Source organism: Methyloversatilis discipulorum (assembly GCF_000527135.1).
Classification (GTDB): domain Bacteria; phylum Pseudomonadota; class Gammaproteobacteria; order Burkholderiales; family Rhodocyclaceae; genus Methyloversatilis; species Methyloversatilis discipulorum.
Map to the genome: position 1 here is coordinate 4,292,741 of NZ_AZUP01000001.1, position 13,789 is coordinate 4,306,529.

Annotated in this window: 13 protein-coding genes; 9 read left to right on the forward strand and 4 right to left on the reverse strand. The window is 66.2% G+C overall.

Features of this window, described 5'->3' with window-relative positions; genetic code table 11:
* Positions 1 to 2: 2 nt before the first annotated feature.
* Entirely contained in the window at positions 3 to 1,655 is a 1,653-nt protein-coding gene (locus tag METFAM1_RS0119975) for a phospholipase D-like domain-containing protein (RefSeq protein ID WP_019917358.1), read from the reverse strand.
* 167 nt (positions 1,656 to 1,822) lie between these two features.
* Here METFAM1_RS0119975 and METFAM1_RS0119980 point away from each other — a divergent pair, with 167 nt between their 5' ends.
* The 6 genes from METFAM1_RS0119980 (at position 1,823) to METFAM1_RS0120005 (ending at position 6,970) form a co-directional block, all read left to right on the forward strand.
* Positions 1,823 to 2,962: a WD40/YVTN/BNR-like repeat-containing protein gene (locus METFAM1_RS0119980; RefSeq protein WP_019917359.1), complete on the forward strand. Its 1,140-nt coding sequence runs from the start codon at positions 1,823 to 1,825 to the stop codon at positions 2,960 to 2,962.
* Entirely contained in the window at positions 2,959 to 3,216 is a 258-nt protein-coding gene (locus METFAM1_RS0119985; RefSeq protein ID WP_019917360.1) for a MoaD/ThiS family protein, read from the forward strand. The genes METFAM1_RS0119980 and METFAM1_RS0119985 overlap by 4 nt, the downstream gene beginning before the upstream one ends.
* Before the next feature lie 88 nt (positions 3,217 to 3,304).
* Positions 3,305 to 4,324 carry an alpha/beta fold hydrolase gene (locus tag METFAM1_RS0119990; protein ID WP_232419845.1) on the forward strand — a complete coding sequence of 340 codons (1,020 nt, stop codon included), beginning with the start codon at positions 3,305 to 3,307 and terminating at the stop codon, positions 4,322 to 4,324.
* Positions 4,325 to 4,356: 32 nt separating this feature from the next.
* Positions 4,357 to 6,129, forward strand: coding sequence for a PHA/PHB synthase family protein (locus tag METFAM1_RS0119995; protein ID WP_019917363.1), 1,773 nt, complete (start codon positions 4,357 to 4,359; stop codon positions 6,127 to 6,129).
* Positions 6,130 to 6,273: 144 nt separating this feature from the next.
* Positions 6,274 to 6,558, forward strand: a complete 285-nt coding sequence (locus tag METFAM1_RS0120000; RefSeq protein ID WP_020165401.1) for a hypothetical protein — start codon at positions 6,274 to 6,276, stop codon at positions 6,556 to 6,558.
* Positions 6,559 to 6,604: 46 nt separating this feature from the next.
* Complete coding sequence (locus METFAM1_RS0120005; RefSeq protein WP_019917366.1) at positions 6,605 to 6,970, forward strand: bleomycin resistance protein; 366 nt, start codon at positions 6,605 to 6,607, stop codon at positions 6,968 to 6,970.
* Between the two features lie 27 nt (positions 6,971 to 6,997).
* Here the strand turns inward: METFAM1_RS0120005 and METFAM1_RS0120010 are convergent, their stop codons facing one another.
* The 3 genes from METFAM1_RS0120010 to soxR form a co-directional block, all read right to left on the reverse strand.
* Positions 6,998 to 7,477 (reverse strand): LEA/WHy family protein, encoded by a 480-nt coding sequence (locus tag METFAM1_RS0120010; RefSeq protein WP_019917367.1) that lies wholly within the window; start codon positions 7,475 to 7,477, stop codon positions 6,998 to 7,000.
* 65 nt (positions 7,478 to 7,542) lie between these two features.
* Complete coding sequence (locus METFAM1_RS0120015; protein WP_019917368.1) at positions 7,543 to 8,193, reverse strand: YiaD family glycine zipper/OmpA-like lipoprotein; 651 nt, start codon at positions 8,191 to 8,193, stop codon at positions 7,543 to 7,545.
* A gap of 185 nt (positions 8,194 to 8,378) precedes the next feature.
* Entirely contained in the window at positions 8,379 to 8,846 is a 468-nt protein-coding gene (gene soxR, locus METFAM1_RS0120020) for a redox-sensitive transcriptional activator SoxR (protein ID WP_019917369.1), read from the reverse strand.
* 74 nt (positions 8,847 to 8,920) lie between these two features.
* On the opposite strand from soxR, the gene METFAM1_RS0120025 reads away from it, so the two are divergent.
* The 3 genes from METFAM1_RS0120025 (at position 8,921) to METFAM1_RS0120035 (ending at position 12,769) form a co-directional block, all read left to right on the forward strand.
* Positions 8,921 to 9,358 (forward strand): RidA family protein, encoded by a 438-nt coding sequence (locus METFAM1_RS0120025; protein ID WP_232419847.1) that lies wholly within the window; start codon positions 8,921 to 8,923, stop codon positions 9,356 to 9,358.
* A 106-nt stretch (positions 9,359 to 9,464) separates the two neighbouring features.
* Complete coding sequence (locus METFAM1_RS0120030) at positions 9,465 to 10,625, forward strand: MFS transporter (RefSeq protein WP_232419849.1); 1,161 nt, start codon at positions 9,465 to 9,467, stop codon at positions 10,623 to 10,625.
* A 59-nt stretch (positions 10,626 to 10,684) separates the two neighbouring features.
* Positions 10,685 to 12,769, forward strand: a complete 2,085-nt coding sequence (locus METFAM1_RS0120035) for an ATP-dependent helicase (RefSeq protein ID WP_019917372.1) — start codon at positions 10,685 to 10,687, stop codon at positions 12,767 to 12,769.
* Positions 12,770 to 13,789 lie beyond the last annotated feature (1,020 nt).

Sequence of the window (13,789 nt, forward strand, 5' to 3'; positions counted from 1 at the left end):
TGTCAGCGGCCGGAGAAGCGCAGCCGCGACAACATCTTCAGGTTGCCCTTGCGGTAGTAGGCGTCCGCCCAGCTGTCGTCCGGCGACAGCGGTTTCGCCTCCTTCAGCTTCAGCAGCTTCGCGTAATAGCGGAAGCGGTAGTGCTCGTAGAAGCGCAGCACTTCCAGCCCGTAGCGGTCGGCGAGGTCGGTGTCGCCGCGGATGACGAGCACGTTCTCGTCGTTGCCGCTGCTGGCCGAGGCGCTGAGGTTGTGGCTGCCGCTGAGGATGACTGGCTGGTCGGTGGTGAAGTCGGTGACGATGGCTTTCAGGTGCACCAGCAGGTTGCCGCGCTGGCCGCGCAGGCCTTCCTTGACCCAGCCTTCCAGTCCGCCGCTGAGCAGCGCCGGCGTCGTGAATTCGGCCGTGCGGTCGGCGTGGAAGCCGGTGATGCGGCTGGCGCTGTTCTGGATGCCGTAGCGCAGCACCTGGTCGTTGGCCTGGCCGAGCAGCGCGTCGAGTATCGGTTCCGGCAGCGCAAAGGCGGTGGCGAACAGCAGGTCGCGTTTGGCGCCGTTTATCAGTTCGGCGAAGGCGGCAAGATCGCCGCCGCCGGAGCGCGGCGAGAAACCGGCCCAGATGCGGCCGGTCGGTGCGACCGGGTTGTGTTCGTTGATCCAGGCGCGGGTGGCGGCGACGTCGCCGGGCGCGGCCCAGATCTGATCGAACAGCGCCAGATATTCGGCAGCCACCGCCTTGTCGTCGACGGTGTGCACGACATTGGCCTGCCGGTACACGCCGTTCTCGGTGAAGTTGGTGCTGCCGCACAGCACGGCGCGTGGCGTGCGGATGCCACTGCGGCCGAGCTTGCTCAGCACGATGTACTTGTGGTGAAAGATCTTCGAAGTGAGGCGCGCCCGCTTCTTCGCCTTTGGAATCGATTTCAGCGCCGCCTCGTTCTGCACCGTCTGTTCGTCGCCGGCCTTGCCGTGATAGAGCACGCGCACCTGCACGCCGCGCCGGTGCGCCGCCCGCACGGCGCTGGCGATCGCTTTCAGTTCGTATTCGTAGATCGCGATGTCCAGCGCCCAGCTAGCATCCTTGGCGCGGGCGATGAAGGCGAGCAGCCGGTCGAGCAGGCCGTTCTGCAGCCAGTCGCGCGGCGCGGCCGGCCATTTCTCGATCGGCAGGTCCTTGTTCTCCGGACGGCTCAGCAGCGCATCGAGCTCGGGAAACTTGCGGCCGAAGGCCTGGCTGGCGGCGACCGCCCGGTTGAACACGACGCCATGGCCCTTGGGCTTGCCGTCGTCGGTGGTGACTGCCAGCTCCAGTGACTCGCCCAACTCAGGCCGCTCAGCGCTGCCGTACACGAGATGTACGCGGTAGCGGCAGCGCGTGCCGGGCGCGATGCTGTAGTCGGCCCAGCGGAATTTCTGTATCGGCGCCAGATTGCTCGGCGTCGCCGCCCACTTCTCCAGCGTGTGCGCGCGGCCGGGGAAGGTGAGGCTGTTGAGCAGCCACTGCCACTTCTTCGTGCCCTCCTTCTGCTCGATCGCAAAGCCTAGCAAGCCGGCGCGTCGCGATGCGTCGACGTCCATCGCCAGCAGCACGCCGCTAGTGCCGGCGTAGGCCTTGACCCGGAAGTCGTCGTCGGCATTCGTGACCAGTACGCGCATGGGAACTCCCGGGCGATGCGATGACGTCATCTTGCGACCGGGGCGCGAAAGCTGCAACGATGACGACCTGCGATGTCGAAATGCCGGTGCGTGCTTCGTCGACCTGACAGACCCGGCGCGCAGCGCTGTCTGCGCACCGGCCCCTGACGAGACAAGGAGGAGAACCCATGTCATCCCCATCCGCGGTCACCCTGCTGGTCGCCACCCGCAAAGGCGCCTGGCTCTATCACGGCGATGCCGAACGCACGACTTGGCGGGTCGATGGCCCGCACTTTCTCGGCCACATCATCAGCCACCTGGTGCTCGATCCGCGTGACGGCAGCACGCTGCTGGCGGCGGCCAAGACCGGGCATCTCGGCCCGACCATCTTCCGCTCGACCGACTTCGGCCGCACATGGACCGAAGCGGCGCGGCCGCCGGCCTTCGCGAAGGCCGAAAGCGGGGCAGGGCGCAGCGTGGATCACACCTTCTGGCTTACGCCCGGACACGCCAGTCAGCCGGGCGTCTGGTATGCCGGCACCAGTCCGCAGGGGTTGTTCCGCTCGGAGGACGGCGGAGCGAATTGGGCGCCGTGTTCGTCGATCAATGACGACGCGCAGTACCTGAAGTGGATGGGCACGGCGCAGGACGGCACGCCCGACGGTCCGAAGCTGCACTCCATCATCATCGACCCGCGCGACCCGGCGCATATGTATATGGCGATGTCGGGTGGCGGTGTGCATGAATCCTTCGATGCCGGACGCAGCTTCGCGCCGCTGATCGACGGTCTGGAGGTGGTCGAGGGCTTCGACGTGGCGGAGCCCACCTTTCACGATCCGCACTGCATCCGCCTGTGTCCGGCCAATCCCGACCGGCTCTATCAGCAGAATCACTGCGGCATCTACCGGCTCGACCGGCCCGCCACGCGCTGGCGACGCATCGGTGGCGGCATGCCGGCGGAGGTCGGCGACATCGGTTTCCCGATGGTGGTGCACCCGCGCGATCCGGACACCGCCTGGGTGTTCCCGATGGATGGCACCGCGGTGTGGCCGCGCACCAGCCCGGGCGGCAGGCCCGCGGTCTTCGTCACCCGCGACGGCGGTGAGCGATGGCAGCGTCAGCACGCCGGCCTGCCGGCGGAACAGGCCTGGTGGACGGTGAAGCGGCAGGCGATGACGGCAGACACTCAGCCCTCGGTCGGACTTTACTTCGGCACCACCAGCGGCGAACTGTGGGCGAGCAGCGACGAGGGCGCGCACTGGCAATGCATCGCGCGCTATCTGCCCGACATCTACGCCGTCGAGGTGGCTGAGCGGCCAGCCGCATGAAGGTGCTGATACCGAGCGCGCTGCGTTCCTACACCGAAAGCGCGCATGCCGAAGCCGAGGGTGCCACGCTGGCCGAGGTGGTGGCCGCGCTCGACCTGCAGTACCCGGGCATCGCCTTCCGCATGATCGACGAACAGGGGCGGATACGCCGGCACATCCGCTTCTTCGTCGACGGACAGCAGGTGCGCGATCTGGCGCAGGCAGCCGATGCCGCCGGGGAACTGGTCATCGTGCAGGCGCTCAGCGGCGGCTGAACGCTCGCGTCACGCGACTCGCCTACACTGCTCCGGAACCCCGGCGGCCACCGCGCGTCGACCCGGGTGTGCTCATACGGAGAATCCAGTGTTCCTGCCCAGATTGTGTGCCCTCGCGTTCGCGGCGCTGTTGCCGCTTTCTTCCCCGGCGCGCGCCGACGACGTGTCGACGCTGTCTTACGACGCGCGGCTCGGCGGCTATGCCTATGCCTTCGACGTGAAGTTCTTCCCGCTGTCGTCGCAGGGGCAGTCGCTGGAAATGGCCTACATCCATCTTCCGGGTGAGGCCGGAAAGCCGGTAGTCACGCTGCTGCACGGCAAGAACTTCAACGCCGACTACTGGGCGTCTACCGCGCGTCACCTGCAGAAGCTGGGCTATGGCGTGCTCATTCCCGACCAGATCGGGTTCGGGAAGTCGTCCAAACCGGTCCATTACCAGTATTCGTTTCCGGCGCTGGCCCGCCACACGCGCGCGCTGCTTGCCGCGCTCGGCATCGAGCGGTCCATCGTCGTCGGGCACTCGATGGGCGGCATGCTGGCCAGCCGTTTCGCGCTGATGTATCCGCAGGCGGTGCAGCGCCTGGTGCTGGTGAATCCGATCGGGCTGGAGAACTACCTGAAGTATGTCGAGCACAAGGACACCGATTTCTTTTACGGCATCGAACGCAAGCAGACGGCCGAAAGCATCGCCAAGTACCAGCGCGACAACTATTACGACGGTCAGTGGAACACACGCTACGCGGCGCTCACCCGTTTCATGATCGGGCAGACGCAGGGGCCTGACCGAGATCAGGTCGCCTGGGTCAATGCGTTGACCTACGACATGATCTTCACCCAGCCTGTTGTGACAGAGTTTGGGGATCTGTCGGTGCCGGTCAGTCTGATCATCGGCACACGCGACCGTACCGGGCCGGGTCGCAACTGGATGCGTCCCGGCGTCGACTACGAACTGGGGCGCTACGACCGGCTGGGCAGAGCGGCAGCGGCGCTGATTCCCGGCGCGGCGCTGTTCGAGCTGCCGGGTCTGGGCCATATGCCGCACATCGAGAATTTCGAGGCGTTCAGCAAGGTATTCGATCAGGCGATCGGCGCCACCGGCGTACAGTGACCCCGAGGTCGATGTCATCAGGAGCCCGCATCATGAATCACACGTCCCGTAGCCCGTACGAAAACGATGCCGAGAACGGGGCCACCACGGCCGGGCCGGTCGAACTGTGGCACCAGACCTTTCACGAACTGCTCGACGGCTTCGCGCGTTCGACCGATCCTTTCGGCCTGACCGCGCCCATCGTGCACGCGCAGCTGGCGTGGGCGGCCCACCCGAAGGAACTGGGCGACCGGCTGGTCAGCTTGTCGTCCGACCTGTGGCGACTGCAGCGCCACACGCTGAACCGGATGCTCGGCCTGCCCGACTCCGATCCGATACCGGTCACCGCGGGTGACGCGCGCTTCGCCGATCCGGCGTGGACCGACCTGCCCACCTTCGACCTGATGAAGGAGTGGTACCTCGCCTTCACCCGCCACACCCAGGACATGCTTTACGACACCCCGGGCATGTCGGAGAAGGACCGCGAACGCGCGGCGTTCTGGTGGCGCAACTGGCTCAATGCCGTGGCGCCGACCAACTACCTGTTCACCAATCCGGTGGCCTTGCGCAAGGCGATGGAAACGCACGGCGAGAGCCTGGTGCGCGGCTTCCGCAATTTCCTCGACGACCTGAAGGCCGGCGACGTACGCATGACCAATCCGGACGACTTCAAGGTCGGCGAGAACCTGGCGACCACGCCGGGCGCGGTGGTGATGCGCAACCGCCTGCTCGAACTGATCCACTACGCGCCGACGCAGGCGAAGGTGCACGCGCAGCCGGTGGTGATCGTGACGCCGTGGATCAACAAGTTCTACGTGCTCGACCTCGCACCGAAGAAGAGCATGATCCGCTACCTGCTCGACCAGGGGCTGGATGTGTTCATCACCAGCTGGAAGAACCCGGACGCCTCGATGCGTGACGTCACCTTCGACGACTATCTGCTCGAAGGCGTGCATGCCGCGGTCGAGACCGCCCGCGCGCTGACCGGCGCGCCCAAGGTCCATGCCGTCGGCTACTGCATCGGCGGCACCGCGCTCGCGATGTACATGGCCTGGGCCAACCGCCGCTTCGCGCCGGACGAGGTGCCGGTGGCGGACTGGACACTGCTGACGACGCTGATCGACTTCCGCGCGCCGGGCGAGATCGAGGTGTTCATCGACGAATCCAGCGTGCGCTCGCTGTGCGACGCGATGGCGCAGAAGGGCTATCTCGACGGCAAGGAAATGGCTGCCTCCTTCCGCCTGCTGCGCGCCAACAGCCTGATCTGGAACTACGTCGTCAACGGCTGGCTGTACGGCGAGACACCGCCGCCGTTCGACGTGCTGTACTGGAACATGGACGCTACGCGCATGCCACAGGCCATGCACGGCTGGTATCTGCGCGAGCTCTATCTGCACAACAAGCTGATCAGGCCGGACACGCTGACCGTGGCTGGCGAGCCGCTCGACCTGCACCGCATCACCCAGCCGCTGTACGCAGTGGCCGCCGAGGACGACCATATCGCGCCCTGGCAGCAGGCCTTCCGCATCCATCGTCATCTGGCCGGCGAGAAGCGCTTCGTTCTGTCCAGTTCCGGCCACATCCTGGGCATCGTCAATCCGGTCGTGACGCCGCCCAAGCGCAGCTATCGTGCCGCCGAAGTGCATCGCGCCGACCGTGCCGACGGCTGGCTGGCGCACAACGACGCGCAGCCCGGCAGCTGGTGGGAAGACTGGATGGCCTGGCTCAAGCCGCGTGCCGGCAAGCTTGTGAAGGCACGTCCGGCTGCGACTGCCGATTTCCCGGAACTGGCGCCCGCTCCGGGCGGCTACGTGATGGAGCGCTGAGCCGGTCGCTGCCGTGCCGCCGGTACGTGTGCAGATGCAGATTGAAATCCATGTCGTCGCCGTGTGATGATGCCGGCCACCCGATCAACAACAACAGCGGACATGGTCATCTCGCCCAGCCTGGCCACGCTCAACGGAGGCTCCATGGATAACGTTCTGCTTTTCGCGGCAGGCGAATTGTTCATCGTGATCGTCATGATGGCGTTGATCGCGCGCCTCAACGGCAAGGATCAGGAAAGCCGGCACCTTTATTTCGGTTCCGTCGTGCTGACCGCGCTGGCCCTGGTATTCATGCTCGCGATGGCGATGTACTACTGGGCCGACGCCGGCAGCGCTGACCGTGCGCAGAAGCTGTTCGAAGCCTGCCAGCAGATCGTGCCTCCGCTGCTCACACTGGTGATCGGCTTCTATTTCGGACAGAAGCGCTGAGCGCGCAGCGCCTGCTCACGCGGGCGCTGCTGCGCCGGACCCGCCGATGAGCGATATCCGCTTCGTTGCGGCGACGCCGGTGCTGGCATCGCTCGACATCCGCAAGACCGTCGATTTCTACGTGCAGCGCCTGGGCGCAACGGCGGTGCATGTAGACCAGGGCGTCTACGGCATCGTGGCGCTGGGCGGTGTTCACATCCATTTCTGGGCCTGCAGCGACCGGCGCATCGCCGAAGCGACCGGCTGCCGCATCGCCGTCGAGGGCGTAAATGCGCTGTTCGCGCACTGTACGCGGCAGGGCATCACCCATCCGAACGCACCGCTGCATGACACGGCCTGGGGTACGCGCGAGTTCGCCGTGCTCGACGGCGACGGCAACCTGATCACGTTTCACGAGCGCCTGTCGAGCTGACGCAACGACCTCGCTGCGCGCTCCGCGTTACGGATTTCCGCCAGCTGCCGCCGGAAGGCTGAGCGTGCCTCTTTCGCTGAAGCGCTGCACGCCGAAAGGACCACCACCGAGCTTGCCGCTCAGCGTGTAGGGCAGGCGGTCGAGGTCGGCGCCGCTGCCCAGCTCCAGCGCCTGACGGAAGGCCGACAGTGCCGACACGGTGACCGGCACGCTCACCACCGCCTCGCCGAAACGCGGCACGCGGCCGTGCGCGTCACTGACACCGGTGGCGAAGGTCCGGTCGTTCACATCGAGCTGGAGCGCCACACCGTCGTAGTCGATCGGATGATCGTTCGGATTCTGTACGCGCAGTTTCAGCGCGAAGCGCAGTTCGAATCCCTCGCCTTGCAGCGGCTCCAGCCCGACCAGATTGACACGCACCGGGTCGCGCGTGCTCAGGCCGGCACAGCCGGACAGCGCGAGCAGGGCACACAGGACGAGGAGCAGGCGTGCGGCATTCCGGTACATGGTCACCTCTGTGGTCGTCGGACCGGGCAACGGGTGCCGCCCGGCCTTCCTTCATCGGTCGGGACTTACTTGCCCGGTTCGCCGACGAAGATTTCGACGCGGCGGTTCTTGGCGCGGCCGGCTTCGCTGCCGTTGTCGGCCAGCGGTTCGTGCGAGCCGCGGCCATCGATCACGATACGCGACGACGCGACGCCGCGGTCGGCCAGATAGTTGCGTGCGCTGGCCGCGCGATTGACCGACAGCGGATCGTTTACTGCGTCGCTGCCGGTACTGTCGGTGTGACCGATGATGCGCACCGAGGTGGTCGGGTTGGCGTTCAGCGTCTGCGCGAAGCGGTCGAGCACCGGGCGGAAGTTCGGCTTGATGTCGGCGCGGCCGACGTCGAAGGAGATGTCGCTCGGGATTTCGAGCTTCAGCTGGTTGTCGGCGGTCTGCACGACATCGACGCCGGTGCCGGCAGTGGCCTGTTCCATCGCCCGCTTCTGCTCTTCCATCTTCTGCGACCAGATGTAGGTGCCGATGCCGCCGACCGCGGCGCCGATCAGCGCACCGCTGCGCGTGGCGCCACCGCTGCCGCCGACCGCACTGCCCAGCGCCGCGCCGGCGGCCGCACCGACGCCGGTGCCTATCGTGGTCCGCTTCTGCGTTTCGGTCATGTTGGCGCAGCCGGTGGCGACGAGGGCGCCGGCCGTCAGCAGGATGAGTGTCTTTTTCATGATGTGTGCTCTCCGGTGTGCGGGCCGCGTCCGACGCGGCGCCGAGTTGTTCGTGCGCGCGGCGCGGCGCATCACTGCTGCCGTACGTCGCGAGTGCACTGCATCAGTCTCGGTGATTCCGATACGTGTCCGTGTAAGACAACGCGCACGCCCGATGTACGCACGCGCCGACGTCGGGTCGCGCCTCAGCGTCCTTCGTCGAAATGCGGTCCCGCGCCTTCACCGGCCAGCGCGTCCTGCGCGTTACGCAGCGGACAGGCCTTCAGCGACAGGCAGCCGCAGCCGATGCAGCCATCAAGCTGGTCGCGCAACTGCGTGAGCGTCCGGATGCGTGCGTCCAGCTCCTGCTGCCAGCGCGCCGACAGGCGGCGCCAGTCGGCAACGGTGGGCGTGCGTCGGTTCGGCAACGCCTGCAGCGCTTCCGCAATCGCTGCCAGCGGAATGCCCATGCGCTGCGCCACCTTGATCACCGCGACGCGGCGCAGCACCGAACGGGGATAGCGCCGCTGGTTGCCGGCGTTGCGCGTGCTCTGTATCAGGCCGCGGCTTTCATAGAAGTGCAGTGTCGATACGGCGACGCCGCTGCGCGCGGCGACTTCGCCGACCGACAGGCTGGCCGTGGCGGACTTGTTGCCCTTGCCGAGTTCGGACATTCGATCTCCGGGTGTTGACCTCAACCTTGCTTGAGGTCCGATGCTACGCGTCCTTTCATCGAATGGAGCACACCATGTCTTCCTCTTCCATCGCCGCCCCGAACGACGGGCGTACCCGCTTCATCCAGCCGCAGGACCTCTACGACGCGACTGTCAACGGCTACTCGCACGTGGTGATCGCCGAAGCACCGGCGCGCCATATATATATTGCGGGGCAGGGCGGAGAGAATGCGCGCGGCGAACTGTCGGCGGACTTCGCGCAGCAGGTCGCGCAGGCGCTGCGCAATCTCGCCACCGCGCTGGCGGCCGCGCAGGCGAAGCCGTCGGACGTGGTCAAGCTCACTGTGCTGGTGGTCGATCACACGCAGGAGCGGCTTGGCGTGTTCGTGCAGGCGCTGCGCGCGATGTGGGGCGCGATGCCTCCGCCCGCCTGCACGCTGATACCGGTGCCGCGGCTAGCGCTCGACGGCATGCTGTTCGAGATAGAGGCGACGGCGGTCATTTTCGGCTGAGTTGCCCATCGACCCGTATCGCCGCGCGGCGGACGACTTCACCTTCCGGAACCAGGATTCCATGCATCGATCGATCGCTTCTTCGCAGTCCGCAGCACGCGACAACTTGTCGTCACCGGTGCTGCTGCTGATGGCCGTGGCCGCCGGCCTATGTGCCGGCGGGAACTACTTCAACCAGCCATTGCTGCCGGCCATCGCGCGCGACCTGCAGGCGAACGATGCGTCTGTGGCATTCACCGTGACCATCGCACAGGTCGCCTACGCCTGCGGACTGCTGCTGCTCGTGCCGCTGGGTGACATGCTGGAGCGGCGCGCGTTGGCGGTGGGGTTGATGCTGCTGGCTGCACTGGGCCAGTTCATCAGCGGCTTCGCCGATTCGCTTTCGATGCTGTCGACGGGTATCGCGGTGGCCGGTCTGTTCTCGGTGGCGGCACAGATACTGGTGCCGATGGCGGCGACGCTGGCCGAGCCGCAGCGCAGGGGGCAGGCGGTCGGTGTCGTCATGAGCGGTCTGCTGACCGGCATTCTTGCAGCGCGCAGCGTGGCCGGATTGCTCGCGCCGCTCGGCGGCTGGTCGACCGTGTACCGGGTCGCCGGCCTCGCCATGCTCGTCGTTGCCTTGCTGCTGTGGCGCGTGCTGCCGCAGTCGCGCAATCCGTCGCCGCGACCCTACCTGCAGACGCTGGTATCGCTCGGCACGCTGTTCCGCAACTTGCCGCGTCTGCGCAGTCGTGCGCTGCTCGGGGCGCTGTCCTTCGCCTCGGTCAGTGTGCTGTTCTCGACGATGGCGCTGTTGCTGGCTGGGCCGGGCCACGGCATGGACGAGGTGTCCATCGGCCTGGTCGGACTGGCCGGCGCGGCCGGCGCGCTGATGGCCAACGTCGTCGGCCGCGTCGCGGACCGTGGCGGCGCGATGCGTGCAAGCACGATCGCGGTGCTGCTGCTGATCGCGAGCTGGGCGGCGCTGCTGTGGGGCGCGGACAGCCTGCTCTGGTTCCTCGGCGGTTTCGTCGTGATCGACATCGCCCTGCAGGGCGTGCATATCAGCAACCAGCACATCGTGTTCCGGCTCGCACCGGAGGCACGGGCGCGACTCAACGCCGTGTACATGACCTGCTATTTCGCCGGCGCCGCAAGCGGCTCGGCGCTCGGCTCGTTCGCCTGGCAACACGGCGGCTGGCCGGCCACCTGCGCGGTCGGCGGCGTGCTCGGCCTGCTCACCGCCGGCGCGCTCGCGCACGACAGGCGCCTTGCGCGGCGAGGCTGACCGGCCGCCGCTTTGTTTGATGTACTGTATATGGATACAGCTATCGAAAGTGTTCCGCCGTGTCCGAATCCAGCACCGCCAATCGCCCCGATTACCTCTCCACTCTGAACGACGCGCAACGCGAAGCCGCCACCTTCGGCGTTGTGCCCGACGCCCTTGCCGGGCCGCTGCTGGTGATTGCCGGCGCCGGTACCGGCAAGACGAATACGCTGGCGCATCGCGTTGCTCACCTGCTGGTCAATGGTGCGCAGCCGGAGTCCATCATGCTGCTCACTTTCTCGCGGCGCGCGGCCGACGAAATGACGAGCAGGGTGCAGCGCATCGTCGCGCAGGTGTCGCCGCGATTTGCCACACTGGCCAGTGCCGGCTTCCCGTGGTCGGGCACCTTCCACGGTGTCGGCGCGCGACTGCTGCGCGAGTACGCCGGCCGCATCGGGCTCGATCCGGCTTTCACCATCCACGACCGCGAAGACTCTGCAGATCTGATGAATCTGGTGCGGCACGATATCGGCCTGTCCAGCAAGGCGAAGCGTTTTCCGCTGAAGGGCACCTGCCTCGCGATCTATTCGGCGGCGGTGAACACGCAGTCGCCGCTGGCCGATGTGCTGCAGTCGTCCTTCCCGTGGTGCGCCGAGTGGGAGGCCGATCTGAAAATGCTCTTCCGCGCATATGTCGAGGCCAAGCAGGCGCAACAGGTGCTCGACTACGACGACCTGCTGCTGTACTGGGCGCAGATGGCGGCCGAGCCTGTCATCGCGCGCGAGCTCGGTGCGCGCTTCGCGCATGTGCTGGTCGACGAGTACCAGGACACCAACCGCCTGCAGTCGAGCATCCTGCTGTCCATCAAACCGGACGGCCGGGGCCTCACCGTGGTCGGTGACGACGCGCAGTCCATCTACAGCTTCCGCGGTGCGACGGTGCGCAACATCCTCGATTTCCCGCAGCAGTTCGACCCGCCGGCGCGGCGCATCACGCTGGAGCAGAACTACCGCTCGACACCGCCGCTGCTCGATGCCGCCAACGCGGTGATCGCCGAAGCGGACGAGCGCTTCGCCAAGCAGCTGTGGAGTGCACGCACCGGTGCGCAGAAGCCCTTGCTGGTGTCCGTGCGCGATGACGCCGGCCAGGCGGACTTCGTCGTCGCGCAGATACTCGCGCGGCGCGAGGGCGGCATGAAGCTGAAGTCACAGGCGGTGCTGTTCCGTACGTCCAGTCACAGCATGCGGCTGGAGATCGAACTGGCCCGACGGAACATTCCGTTCGTGAAGTTCGGCGGCCTGAAGTTTCTCGAAGCGGCGCACGTGAAGGATCTGCTGTCGGTGCTGCGCTGGGCGCAGAACCTGCGCGACCGCGTCGCCGGTTTCCGTGCGATCCAGTTGCTGGCCGGCGTCGGTCCAAAGACGGCTGCGCGCATCCTCGACAATATCCAGGCCGCACCGCCCGGTGCAGCGCTGCTAGCCGAGCAGCCGGTGCCCGAGGGCGTGCGCGCTGGCTGGTCCGAGTTCACTGTGCTGGTCGAAGCGGCCGGTGCCGAGCGCGCCGAGTGGCCGGCCAGTGCCGAACAGGTGGCGCGCTGGTACGAAGCGCAGATGGATCGTCTGTACGAGGATGCCGTCGTGCGCGCGGCCGACATCCAGCAACTCGCACGGCTGGCGTCGACCTACCCGAGTCGCGAACGCTTCCTGACCGAGCTCACGCTGGACCCTCCCGAAGTGACCAGCGACGAGCCGGGTGCGCCGCTGCTCGACGAGGACTACCTCATCCTGTCGACCATCCACTCGGCCAAGGGGCGCGAGTGGAACGCGGTGTCGGTGCTCAACGCAGTCGACGGCGGCATTCCGTCGGAGATGTCGACCGGCAGCCAGGCCGAGATCGAGGAAGAAAGACGCCTGCTCTACGTCGCGATGACGCGCGCGAAGGAACAGCTCGAGCTGGTGGTGCCGCAGCGCTTCTACATCACCGGTCAGGCGTCGACCGGTGATCGTCACGTCTACGCCGGGCGCACCCGCTTCGTTCCGAATCGACTGCTCTCGCTGTTCGAACAGACGAGCTGGCCACGCGTTGACATGGACGGCGTGCCGACGATGACGGTGGCGGAAGCGCGGGTCGACATCGCCGCGAAGATGCGTGCGATGTGGCAGTGACGAATCGAGGTATTTCGGAAGTTCGCAGTGTCGTGGACGGCACACTGCATCTAGTAGCCGACCCGGGATCGGACACTACGGGTGCCGTTCACGCGTAACCGGGTGTTTGCGCAGCGCAACACTCCGACGTCCTGCCTGACGACGATGAGGACGTCTTTCCGTGCAGGTGTCATTGTTCAGAAATCGGCGTCGTGCAACGGTTTCAGCGCGTCTGTCGTTGTTTACAGCTCGAATAAAATATTCCAAAACAATAAGTTGCAAGCTGCCGCGGCTGAAAATATTTCTGGACTTTTGTGTTGTTTGTTGCTTTAACGGCTCATGGTTGTGCAATACTTTCGGCCCATGAATCAGTCCGTTGCGACGTCATCTTCAAGCCTCACCTCTGCTGCCGATTCCGTCGGCGCGTCGGAAGTCCTTTCCCCCGAAAAATCGTCTTCGTTTCTCATGCGTCGCGATGTCATGCGCGCATGGAATTCACTCGACCTCACGACGCGCAGTCAGCGCAGTCCAGGTCGGCACATCCATCATTCCGGAGTGGTCTGCAAATCGATGGCCGGCTCGACCGCTCCCAGTTTCGAGTGCTCGCGTGCGCTGCCATTGCGCAAGCTGCGCGGCAGCGACGGATGTCACGGTATGGGGCGAGCGAGCCTTCATTAGTTCTGCTGAATGTCGTAAGCGTCCATCGATGGCTTGCGAGTGTGAATCCGGCATCCGGGCGGCATGCGTCGCCCGTGTGTCGTTCGGGTCGTTGACCCGGAGGTGTGCGCGGGAGCAGGTCGCCCGCGCATGTCGTGCGGTGTTCCTGACCGGGCGCACATCGGTGCGTCGTCTCGAACAGACCTTCCGCCACCGGAGGGGCTGAGGTGCTGTCCAATCCTGTTATCCGAGAGGAGAGAAGTCATGGCTGAAGCTGAAGCTAAGAAGGGGGCGAAGAAGGCGAGTGCCCCGGCGAAACCTGCCGCGAAGAAAGCCGCACCGGCCAAGGCCGCTGCCAAGCCCGTAGCGAAGAAGGCTGCACCG